Source organism: Actinosynnema sp. NPDC023658, assembly GCF_040639995.1.
GTDB lineage: Bacteria > Actinomycetota > Actinomycetes > Mycobacteriales > Pseudonocardiaceae > Actinosynnema.
On sequence record NZ_JBFAAX010000025.1, the window covers coordinates 23,819 to 35,249 of the forward strand.

The window sequence follows — 11,431 nt, forward strand, 5'->3', positions numbered from 1 at the left end:
TCGAGCAGGGCGAACACCGGCCTGACCCCCATCAGAACACGGATGAGCGGCCCACGCCGGTTGCGGGAGCCGCGTTTTCACCCGATGGGGTGTGGGCCGGCCTGCATCGTGACATTGCTCACCGGGGACGCCCGGCACGTGTGCGGACCGCGCGTGACGACCTCGGACCGGGCCGGGTGCCGGTCACACTGGTCGGGTGAACTCCGATCTCATCGCGGGCATGGCGGCGCTGGTCGCCGCCGACGCCTCGCCCGAGGTGCTCGCGGTGCGCGGCGACGTGGTCGTGGTGCGGGTCGCGGACGTGGTGCTGAAGGCCCACGAACGCGGCACCGACCTCGCCGTGCTGACCGCGCGGCTCCGGCTGGCCGCCGACCCCCGGCTGGGGGACCTGCTGCTGGCGCCCCGCTCCGCGCCCGCGGTGGTGCTCGGCCGGGTCGTCACGGCGTGGCCGGTGGGGACGCCGGTGCCGCAGGCCGAGCCGGAGGACCTGCCGATGGAGGCCGCCGGGCGGATGCTGGCGGCGCTGCACCGGTTCGGCGCGGCGGACTTCGCGCCGCCCGTCCCCGCGGCGGGCGCACGGCCGCGGATGGAGCGGGCGGTGCGCGACCTGACGCTCGACACGCCCGCCGCGCACCTGGTCCGGCGCGCGTTCGCGACGCTGCCCGAGTTCGGTGACACCGGGACCACGCTCATCCACGGCGACTGGCACCTGGGGCAGCTGGTGTGGCGGGACGGGTACCGGCTGATCGACGTGGACGACCTGGGCGTGGGCGACCCGGCGTGGGACCTGGCCAGGCCCGCGGCCCTGCACGCGGCCGGGGTGCTCGACGCCGACGCGTGGGGCCGGCTGCTCGGGTCGTACCTAAAGGCCGGTGGCGCGGGCGTGCCGCCGGAGGATCCGTGGTCGGTGCTGGAGGCGCCGGCGCGCGCATTGGTCGTGCAGATGGCGGCGCGTGCCCTTTCCGCTGCGGAGCGCGACAACAAGGAGTTGAACGACGCCCAAGAAGCGCTGATCGACGCGTGCGGCCGGATCGTGTCGGCACACGAACCCATTCCGCGCGGCTAATATCGGGATCATCGCGTCAAGAGCAGGAGGCTCACACGATGCAGTGTCCCAAGTGTCATGCGAACATGCGCACCTTCGACCGCATGGGCGTGCACATCGAGCAGTGCGACGGCTGCCGCGGGGTCTTCCTCGACTACGGCGAGCTGGAGGCCATCACGCGGCTCGAGCAGCAGATGGCCCCTCCGCCGCCCCCGCCCGTCGCGCCTCCGGCTCAGGTCCACTACGTGCAGCAGCCGCCCCAGCCCGGCTGGGGCTACGGCGGCGGCCACCACTACGGCCACCGCAAGCACCGCGGCCTGGGCGGGTTGTTCTTCTCGTCCTGATCCCCGCAGCAGCGGCCCCGCACCCCCGGTGGGTGTGGGGCCGCTGTTGTCACTACCGAAAAACAGGGTGATACTCGGGAGTGACCCGAGGAGGCCCGACATGTCCGTCGCCACCGAGGCTGCGCGGATCCGCGACCTGTTCGACCGGATCGAGGAGATCGAGGAGGTCGCGTCGACCTTGTCGGAGGACGACGAGCGGCGGCGCAAGCTGCACGGCGTGGTGGCGAAGGCCCTGCGCCAGGCCCCGCCGGTGCGGCCCGTGGTGGCCGGGGAGCTGCTGGACCTGACCGAGAAGACGGTCAAGGCGTGGGCTCGGGAGGGCGTGCTGGCCGTCCACAGCCGGGAGCCCAGGCTGCTGCTGGACGCCGTGCGGCTGCACGAGGTGCTGCACGTCGTGGCGGACCTGAGGCGTGCCGGCAAGAACCGCGCGTTGCTGGACGAGGTGCACCGGCGGTTGAGCGACGCGGCTCTCCTCGACCGCGACGACCTGGCCACCAGCCTGGAGCAGATGCACCGCGGTGAAGGACGCGTGGTGCGCTGATCAAGGTCGTCGAGACACCGGTCGCGGCCGTCCAGGCCGCGGGCCTGCGCGGTGCCGCCCGGGTCGCCTACGACAGGTTCCTGGACGAGCTGTCGCACAGCGGCTGCCTGGCCCTCGGCTACCGCGTCACCGGTCCCGAACCCCTGCCCAGGCTGTGCGTGAAGCACCTGCGCGGCCCGGACCGCGTGGTCGTCGCCTTCCCCTCACCGAGCACGGCGTGGGTGCTGCTGGTCGGCCCGCACGACGACGACCCGGGCCGCGACCTCTACGAGATCCTGTACGAACTGGCCGGCGTCCGCCCCGGGTCGTGGGAGAAGCGCACCAAACCACCGTGCTGCGCGGACGCCACTCCCCCACTCGCGGACGCCGACCTGGTGGACGACCTCGTCGCCCGCGCCCGAACCCTGGCCAAATCCCGCCGCCGCCCCGCCTGACCGCGGGTGGAGGAATGAGCGCGCACGACCGCGCCGCCGTCGATCAGAGCGCGTTCACCCACGCAATTCGATCGGACCGGATCGCGCCGTTCGGGCTCTGCAACTTCCAGTCGGTGCCCCCCGCTGAAATTGCTCGGCCGACCGGACTGTTGTCGTAGGTCACCGTCGTGCACAGCGTGGCGCCGAGCGTGGAGTCGCCGGCCACGAGACGGGTGGTCGTGACCTTCAGCCCGTCGGCGCCCACGGTCTCCCCCGCCTGCGCCAGGGTGTCCTTCTCCGTCGCGCCGGGGAAAGCCGACTGCTGAGCTGCCTGAGTAGCGCCACCCGGAGAAACGACAGTGGGTTTGTCATCACCACCACGTGCCGGGCCCGGAGGCCGCGCTGGCGGCCGGGCCCGAGCAAGCGAAAGGCCCCCGGAGCGGGAGGCTCCGGGGGCCTTTCACATGACTAGCTGCTTCAGCGGTAGTCGCGGCCGAAGTCGTAGTCGTCCAGCGGGACCGCGGCGCCCGTGCCCGTGCCGAAGACGTCCGGCGTGTAGTAGCCGTCGTCGTAGCTCGGGATGGCGTACGCCGCCGCACGCGCTTCCTCGGTGGGCTGCACCTGGATGTTCCGGTACCGGTTGATGCCGGTGCCGGCCGGGATCAGCTTGCCGATGATCACGTTCTCCTTCAGGCCGATGAGCTTGTCCGAACGGCCGTTGATCGCGGCGTCCGTCAGGACCCTCGTCGTCTCCTGGAAGGAGGCCGCCGACAGCCACGAGTCCGTGGCCAGCGACGCCTTCGTGATGCCCATCAGCACCGGACGGCCGGCAGCGGGCTCGCCGCCCTCGGCCACCACGGCCCGGTTGCCCGACTCGAACTCCGCGCGCTCGACCAGCGAGCCCGGCAGGAACTCGGTCGCACCCGAGTCGATGATCGTCACCCGGCGCAGCATCTGCCGGACGATGACCTCGATGTGCTTGTCGTGGATCGCCACACCCTGGGCCCGGTAGACCTTCTGGACCTCCTGCACCAGGTGCAGCTGGGCCTCGCGGGGACCCATCACGCGCAGCACCTCGTGCGGGTCGGGCGTGCCCTCCAGCAGCTGCTGGCCCACGTGCACGTGGTCGCCGTCCTGCAGCGGACCGGTGGCCGTGTTCGCGAGCCGCTGACGCTTCGACAGCTTCTCGAAGATGATCTCCTCGGACCCGTCGTCCGGGATGAGGGTGATCTTCCAGAAGCGGTCGCCGTCCTCGATGCGCACCCGGCCGTCGACGTCCGCGATGGGCGCCTTGCCCTTCGGCACACGAGCCTCGAACAGCTCCTGCACACGGGGCAGACCGGTGGTGATGTCGTCACCGGCCACACCACCCTGGTGGAACGTGCGCATGGTCAGCTGCGTGCCGGGCTCACCGATGGACTGCGCGGCCACGATGCCGACGGCCTCACCGACGTCGACCAGCTTGCCGGTCGCCATCGAGCGGCCGTAGCAGGACGCGCACACACCGACCGCGGACTCGCAGGTCAGCACGGAGCGGACCTTGACCCTGGTCACGCCCGCCTCGACCAACGTCGCCAGCGCCGGGTCGCCCAGGTCGTCACCGCGGTTGAGCACGATGTTGCCACCGGCGTCGGTGATGTCCTCGGCGATGGTCCGCGCGTACACGCTGGTCTGCGCGAACTCGGCCAGCACGACCTTGTCGCCCTGCCGCTCACCGACCGTCATGTTCACGCCGCGGCTGGTGCCGCAGTCGACCTCGCGGATGATGACGTCCTGCGAGACGTCCACCAGACGACGGGTCAGGTAACCCGAGTCGGCGGTGCGCAGCGCGGTGTCGGCCAGACCCTTGCGGGCGCCGTGCGTGGCGATGAAGTACTCCAGCACCGACAAGCCCTCGCGGAACGAGTTCTTGATCGGCCGCGGGATGTACTCGCCCTTCGGGTTGGTCACCAGACCGCGCATGCCGGCGAGCGACCGGACCTGGGTCATGTTGCCCGCCGCCCCGGACGCCACGATCATGCGGATCGAGTTGTCCTCGGGGAAGTTGGCCTCCATGACCTCGGCAACCTCTTCGGTCGCCTTGGTCCACACCTTGACCAGCTCGTTGTTGCGCTCAGTGTGGGAGAGCTGACCGCGCTGGTAGCGCTTCTCGACCGCGTCCGCGAGCTTCTCGTACTCGTCCAGGATGCCCTGCTTGGCCTCCGGCACGAGCACGTCCGAGATCGCGACCGTGACGCCCGACCGGGTGGCCCAGTAGAAACCGGCGTCCTTCAGCTTGTCCAGCGTCCGGGCGACGGTGACCATCGGGTACCGCTCGGCCAGGTCGTTGATGATCGTGGCCTGCCGCTTCTTGGGCATGACCTCGTTGATGAACGGGTAGTCCTGCGGCAGGACCTCGTTGAACAGCACCCGACCCAGGGTGGTCTCGGCCAGCCACGGCTGACCGGGCTCCCAGCCCTCGGGCTCCTGGCCCTTGGGCGGGTTCTTGTCCGTGATCCGGATCTTGACCATCGACTGCAGGCCCAGGACCTTGCGGTCGAACGCCATCAGCGCCTCGGCGGGCGAGGAGTACGCCTGGCCCTGGCCGAGGTCGTTCTCCTTGAGCCGGGTCAGGTGGTACAGGCCGGTCACCATGTCCAGACGCGGCATGGCCAGCGGCTTGCCCGACGCGGGCGAGAGGATGTTGTTCGACGACAGCATCAGCACGCGGGCCTCGGCCTGCGCCTCGGCGGACAGCGGCAGGTGGACCGCCATCTGGTCACCGTCGAAGTCCGCGTTGAACGCCTCGCAGACCAGCGGGTGCAGCTGGATGGCCTTGCCCTCGACCAGCTGCGGCTCGAAGGCCTGGATGCCCAGCCGGTGCAGCGTGGGCGCGCGGTTCAGCAGCACGGGGTGCTCGGTGATGACCTCTTCGAGCACGTCCCACACGGCGGGGCGCGCGCGCTCCACCATCCGCTTGGCGGACTTGATGTTCTGCGCGTGGTTGAGGTCGACCAGCCGCTTCATCACGAACGGCTTGAACAGCTCCAGCGCCATCTGCTTGGGCAGGCCGCACTGGTGCAGCTTCAGCTGCGGGCCGACCACGATGACCGAACGGCCCGAGTAGTCGACGCGCTTGCCGAGCAGGTTCTGGCGGAACCGGCCCTGCTTGCCCTTGAGCAGGTCGGACAGCGACTTGAGCGGCCGGTTGCCCGGACCCGTCACCGGCCGGCCGCGGCGGCCGTTGTCGAACAGCGCGTCGACGGCCTCCTGCAGCATCCGCTTCTCGTTGTTGACGATGATCTCGGGGGCGCCGAGGTCGATCAGTCGCTTGAGGCGGTTGTTGCGGTTGATCACGCGGCGGTACAGGTCGTTCAGGTCGGACGTGGCGAAGCGGCCACCGTCGAGCTGCACCATCGGGCGCAGGTCCGGCGGGATGACCGGGACGCAGTCCAGGACCATGCCCTGCGGGTTGTTGCGGGTCGCCTGGAAGGCGGCCACGACCTTGAGCCGCTTGAGGGCGCGCAGCTTCTTCTGGCCCTTGCCGCTGCGGATGGTCTCGCGCAGCACGTCGGCCTCGGCGTCGACGTCGTAGTCACCCAGCAGCTTCTGGATGGCCTCCGCGCCCATGGCACCGGTGAAGTAGTCGCCGTAGCGGTCGTACAGCTCGCGGTACAGCATCTCGTCCGCGATCAGCTGGGCGCGCTCGAGCTTGGTGAAGGTGGACCAGATCTCGTCGAGCCGGTCCAGCTCGCGCTGGGCGCGGTCGCGGAGCTGGCGCATCTCGCGCTCGCCGCCCTCCTTGACCTTGCGGCGGACGTCGGACTTGGCGCCCTCGGCCTCCAGCTCGGCCAGGTCGGCTTCCAGCTTCTGCGCACGGGCCTCGACGTCGGCGTCACGCCGGTTCTCGACCCGCTTGCGCTCGACCTGCATCTCGTTCTCGAGCGTGGGCAGGTCGTTGTGGCGCAGCTCCGCGTTCACGCCGACGATGACGTAGGCCGCGAAGTAGATGATCTTCTCGAGGTCCTTGGGGGCCAGGTCGAGCAGGTAGCCCAACCGGCTGGGGACGCCCTTGAAGTACCAGATGTGCGTGACGGGTGCGGCCAGTTCGATGTGGCCCATCCGCTCGCGGCGCACCTTGGCGCGGGTCACCTCGACGCCGCAGCGCTCGCAGATGATGCCCTTGAAGCGGACGCGCTTGTACTTGCCGCAGTAGCACTCCCAGTCCCGGGTGGGACCGAAGATCTTCTCGCAGAACAAGCCGTCCTTCTCCGGCTTGAGCGTGCGGTAGTTGATGGTCTCGGGCTTCTTGACCTCGCCGAAGGACCACTGGCGGATGTCGTCCGCGGTCGCGAGACCGATGCGAAGCTCATCGAAGAAGTTGACGTCGAGCACGTCTACTCTCTTCCCCTTTTTGGTTCGGTGCTGCTTGGGGTGCTGGTGGCTGGGTCACCGAGGGGGTTGATCCCGACTCGCGAGGGGAACAACCCCCTCGATGACCGGCGAGGAACTAGTTGACGACGTCGTCCACGGACGGCGACTCGGACCGCGACAGGTTGATGCCGAGGTTCGCGGCCGCGCGTTCGAGGTCCTCGTCGTCGCCGTCGCGCATCTCGATCGCGGCGCCGTCCGAGGACAGCACCTCGACGTTGAGGCACAGCGACTGGAGCTCCTTGAGCAGCACCTTGAAGGACTCCGGGATACCCGGTTCCGGGATGTTCTCGCCCTTGACGATGGCCTCGTAGACCTTCACGCGGCCGAGCACGTCGTCGGACTTGATCGTGAGCAGTTCCTGGAGCGTGTACGCGGCGCCGTACGCCTGCATCGCCCAGCACTCCATCTCACCGAACCGCTGACCACCGAACTGCGCCTTACCACCCAGCGGCTGCTGCGTGATCATCGAGTACGGGCCGGTCGAGCGGGCGTGGATCTTGTCGTCGACCAGGTGCAGCAGCTTCAGGATGTACATGTAGCCGACCGACACCGGGAAGGGGTACGGCTCGCCGCTGCGCCCGTCGAAGAGCTGCGCCTTGCCGTTCTCCTTCACCATCCGCTCACCGTCGCGGTTCGGGATGGTCGAACCGAGCAGGCCCGTGATCTCGTCCTCGCGGGCGCCGTCGAAGACCGGCGTGGCCGTCTTCGTGCCGGGCTCGACGTGGTAGAGCTCCTCGGGCAGGTTCTTCGCCCAGTTCGCGTCGCCGTTGATGCTCCAGCCCTGCTTGGCGATCCACCCGAGGTGGGTCTCCAGCACCTGGCCGATGTTCATACGACGCGGCACGCCGTGCGTGTTCAGCACGATGTCGACCGGGGTGCCGTCCTCGAGGAACGGCATGTCCTCGACGGGGAGGATCTTGCCGATGACGCCCTTGTTGCCGTGGCGGCCGGCGAGCTTGTCGCCGTCCTGGATCTTGCGCTTCTGGGCGACGTAGACGCGGACCAGCTCGTTCACGCCGGGGGGCAGCTCGTCGTCGTCCTCGCGGCTGAACACGCGGATGCCGATGACCTTGCCGTACTCGCCGTGCGGCACCTTCAGCGACGTGTCGCGCACCTCGCGCGCCTTCTCACCGAAGATCGCGCGGAGCAGGCGCTCCTCCGGGGTCAGCTCGGTCTCGCCCTTGGGCGTGACCTTGCCGACCAGGATGTCGCCGGGCTGGACCTCGGCGCCGATGCGGATGATGCCGCGCTCGTCGAGGTCGGCCAGGACCTCCTCGGAGACGTTCGGGATGTCCCGGGTGATCTCCTCGGCGCCCAGCTTGGTGTCCCGCGCGTCGATCTCGTGCTCCTCGATGTGGATCGAGGTCAGGACGTCGTCCTGCACGAGGCGCTGCGACAGGATGATCGCGTCCTCGTAGTTGTGGCCCTCCCACGGCATGATCGCGACGAGCAGGTTCTTGCCCAGCGCCATCTCGCCGTTCTCGGTGCACGGACCGTCGGCCAGGACCTGGCCCTCCTGCACCCGGTCGCCCTCGTTCACGATGGGCTTCTGGTTGATGCAGGTGCCCTGGTTGGACCGGCGGAACTTGTGCAGGCCGTAGGTCTGCCGCGAGCCGTCGTCGGCCATGACCGTGACGTAGTCGGCGGAGATCTCCTCGACCACACCGGTCTTCTTGGCCACCACGACGTCACCGGCGTCGACCGCGGCGCGCAGCTCCATGCCGGTGCCGACCAGCGGGGACTCGCTGCGCAGCAGCGGCACCGCCTGGCGCTGCATGTTCGCGCCCATCAGGGCGCGGTTCGCGTCGTCGTGCTCGAGGAACGGGATCATCGCGGTCGCGGCCGACACCATCTGCCGCGGCGAGACGTCCATGTAGTCCACGTCGGACGGGTCGATCTGCTCGACCTCGCCGCCCTTCTTGCGGACCAGGACCTTCTCCTCGAGGAAGTTGCCCTCCTCGTCGATCTTGGCGTTGGCCTGCGCCTTGACGTAGCGGTCCTCTTCGTCGGCCGTCAGGTAGTCGATCTGGTCGGTGACCCGGCCGTCGACGACCTTGCGGTACGGCGTCTCGATGAAGCCGAACGGGTTGACCCGCCCGTAGGAGGACAGCGAGCCGATCAGGCCGATGTTCGGGCCTTCCGGCGTCTCGATCGGGCACATGCGGCCGTAGTGCGACGGGTGGACGTCGCGGACCTCCATGCCGGCGCGCTCACGCGACAGACCACCCGGACCCAGCGCCGACAGGCGGCGCTTGTGGGTCAGGCCCGCGAGCGGGTTCGTCTGGTCCATGAACTGCGACAGCTGGGACGTGCCGAAGAACTCCTTGATCGCCGCCACCACCGGGCGGATGTTGATCAGGGTCTGCGGCGTGATGGCCTCGACGTCCTGGGTCGTCATGCGCTCGCGGACGACGCGCTCCATGCGGGACAGACCGACCCGGATCTGGTTCTGGATCAGCTCGCCGACGGTGCGCAGGCGGCGGTTGCCGAAGTGGTCGATGTCGTCGACCTCGACGGGCACCTCGACGTCGCCGGGCTGCATCGACGTCTCACCGGCGTGCAGGCGGACCAGGTACTCGATCGTCGTGACGATGTCGTCCTCGGTCAGCACGCCCGTGGTGATCGGGGTGCTCAGGCCCAGCTTCTTGTTGACCTTGTACCGGCCGACCTTGGCCAGGTCGTAGCGCTTGTCCTTGAAGAACAGGTTCTCCAGCAGCGCCTGCGCGGACTCCTTCGTCGGCGGCTCGCCCGGACGCAGCTTGCGGTAGATGTCGAGCAACGCCTCGTCGGTGCCCGCGGTGTGGTCCTTCTCCAGCGTCGTCAGCAGCGTCTCGCTGAACGAGAAGCGCTCGCGGATCTGCTCGGTGCTCCAACCCAGGGCCTTCAGCAGCACGGTCACCGGCTGGCGGCGCTTGCGGTCGATGCGGACACCGACGGTGTCGCGCTTGTCCACGTCGAACTCCAGCCAAGCACCCCGGGACGGGATGATCTTGACGCTGAAGACGTCCTTGTCGGTCGTCTTGTCGATCGCGGTGTCGTAGTAGACACCCGGCGAGCGGACGAGCTGGGAGACCACGACCCGCTCGGTGCCGTTGATGATGAACGTGCCCTTGTCGGTCATCATCGGGAAGTCACCCATGAACACCGTCTGGCTCTTGATCTCGCCAGTGGTGTGGTTGGTGAACTCCGCCGTGACGAACAACGGGGCGGCGTACGTCATGTCCTTGTCCTTGCACTCCTCGGTCGAGGCCTTGACCTCGTCGAAGCGCGGGTCGGAGAAGGAGAGCGACATCGAGCCGGAGAAGTCCTCGATCGGGGAGATCTCGTTCAAGACCTCCTCGAGGCCGCCCGTCGGCGCCTCGTCACCTTCGTCGACGCGGCGCTGGAACCACGCCTCGTCGCCGGTGAGCCATTCGAACGACTGGATCTGCAGGTCGAGCAGGTTGGGCGTCTGAAGCGGTTCGTGGATCTTCGCGAAAGAGACTCGCTTCGGCGCTCCGGGAATCCCCGACGTGGAGTTGGTCGCAGCAGTGGCCTTGGTCGCGCGAGAGATCGCCAAGATGCGTCCTTCCAGGGACAGGTAGCTGGCTAGTCAGCGGAACTAGCACGGCTGTCAAGGGTGCGGCGATGCCCGGCAATCCAGCTCTCGGCGAAGGGCAAACGGAAAGAGGGCAGCGCAAAGGAGCAGTCTAGCCACGCGCGCGGCAACTGTCGAGAGGCACCTGGAAGGACCTTTCTCGTGCTCACCGACAGAGTGACCCCGCTGACGCTCACAGTCAAGATGCCACGCGGCGATCACTCCACTGGCGCAAGGCGCGATAACGGGGAGTTACCGCTGTGACCTGCGAAAATACATGGACGTGAGCCGGGGTGAACCTTTGGCGGGTGTCGTGTCCACGAAGGGAGATGGTGTCGGCTCCCCTCGGTCACCCTCGAAAATTGTGGCGCAGATCACGTTGCACAGGGGCTTGAAACCGGATCTCAGGTCCTGAGTGGACGACCCGCGGGGCCGTCCGGCGGCCGCCCCGTCAGCACTTGGCGGTCTCGGCCGCCTGGTCGCCGCTCTGGCCGAACATCTCCATGTTGTCGACCTTCCACCGGCCGTCGACCTTCTGCGCGCCGGCCCGCATCATCGCGATGCCGCCGCCGCTCTGGTTGTCGGTGGTGCGGGTGGTGACCTGGTCGAGGAAGAGCAGCACGGTGGCGCGGTCGCCCTCGAGCGAGGTCACGCCGCTGGACACGGCCTTCACCGTGACCACCAGCTTCTGCTCGGGCGCGAGCGTGCGCACGGGGCCGAAGATCGCGTTGTACTGGCACTTGGCCTTGCCGATGAGCAGCTCGTTCGCCGCCTTCTCGGTGGCGGAGACGTCGGCGAAGTTGTAGGAGAAGGCCTTCTCGACCGCCTCGCGGGTCTGCCCGGCGACCTCGGTCGTGCCCGCGCTGTCCACCAGCGCCTCGTTGTAGTGCACCTCGCCGGCCCGCGCCTGGAACCACGCGCCCAGCCCGACCAGCAGCGCGGCCAGCACGACCAGGGCGATGGGCAGCACCAGGCCGGACTTGGTGGACCGCGCCGCGTCGTCGTCGGCGTCGTGGTCGGCGTCGGACCGGGCGTGCTTCGGCCCGTCGTCGGTCAGCACGCTCGCCGCGACGGCCTCGCCGTCGCGCTTGCGGCGGC

Annotated in this window: 7 protein-coding genes and 1 pseudogene; 4 read left to right on the top strand and 4 right to left on the bottom strand. The window is 68.8% G+C overall.

Features of this window, described 5'->3' with window-relative positions; translation table 11 throughout:
- Positions 1–196: 196 nt before the first annotated feature.
- The 4 genes from AB0G02_RS05735 to AB0G02_RS05750 all read left to right on the top strand — a co-directional run bounded on the left by AB0G02_RS05735 (position 197) and on the right by AB0G02_RS05750 (position 2,364).
- Positions 197–1,066, top strand: a complete 870-nt coding sequence (locus AB0G02_RS05735; RefSeq protein WP_360789846.1) for an aminoglycoside phosphotransferase family protein — start codon at positions 197–199, stop codon at positions 1,064–1,066.
- 38 nt (positions 1,067–1,104) lie between these two features.
- Positions 1,105–1,389 carry a zf-TFIIB domain-containing protein gene (locus tag AB0G02_RS05740; protein WP_360789849.1) on the top strand — a complete coding sequence of 95 codons (285 nt, stop codon included), beginning with the start codon at positions 1,105–1,107 and terminating at the stop codon, positions 1,387–1,389.
- A 100-nt stretch (positions 1,390–1,489) separates the two neighbouring features.
- Complete coding sequence (locus tag AB0G02_RS05745) at positions 1,490–1,930, top strand: hypothetical protein (RefSeq protein WP_360789852.1); 441 nt, start codon at positions 1,490–1,492, stop codon at positions 1,928–1,930.
- A 158-nt stretch (positions 1,931–2,088) separates the two neighbouring features.
- The gene (locus AB0G02_RS05750) at positions 2,089–2,364 is read left to right on the top strand and encodes a hypothetical protein (protein ID WP_360789854.1); all 276 of its coding nucleotides are present in this window, start codon (positions 2,089–2,091) and stop codon (positions 2,362–2,364) included.
- Positions 2,365–2,407: 43 nt separating this feature from the next.
- Here AB0G02_RS05750 and AB0G02_RS05755 read toward each other — a convergent pair whose 3' ends face one another.
- From AB0G02_RS05755 to AB0G02_RS05770, 4 genes and pseudogenes are all read right to left on the bottom strand, one after another.
- Entirely contained in the window at positions 2,408–2,608 is a 201-nt protein-coding gene (locus tag AB0G02_RS05755) for a hypothetical protein (protein WP_360789857.1), read from the bottom strand.
- 212 nt (positions 2,609–2,820) lie between these two features.
- Positions 2,821–6,717 carry a DNA-directed RNA polymerase subunit beta' gene (locus tag AB0G02_RS05760; RefSeq protein WP_360789860.1) on the bottom strand — a complete coding sequence of 1,299 codons (3,897 nt, stop codon included), beginning with the start codon at positions 6,715–6,717 and terminating at the stop codon, positions 2,821–2,823.
- A gap of 115 nt (positions 6,718–6,832) precedes the next feature.
- The gene (gene rpoB, locus AB0G02_RS05765; protein ID WP_360789863.1) at positions 6,833–10,315 is read right to left on the bottom strand and encodes a DNA-directed RNA polymerase subunit beta; all 3,483 of its coding nucleotides are present in this window, start codon (positions 10,313–10,315) and stop codon (positions 6,833–6,835) included.
- Positions 10,316–10,784: 469 nt separating this feature from the next.
- Positions 10,785–11,431: pseudogene (locus tag AB0G02_RS05770) on the bottom strand (hypothetical protein); the annotation flags it as partial.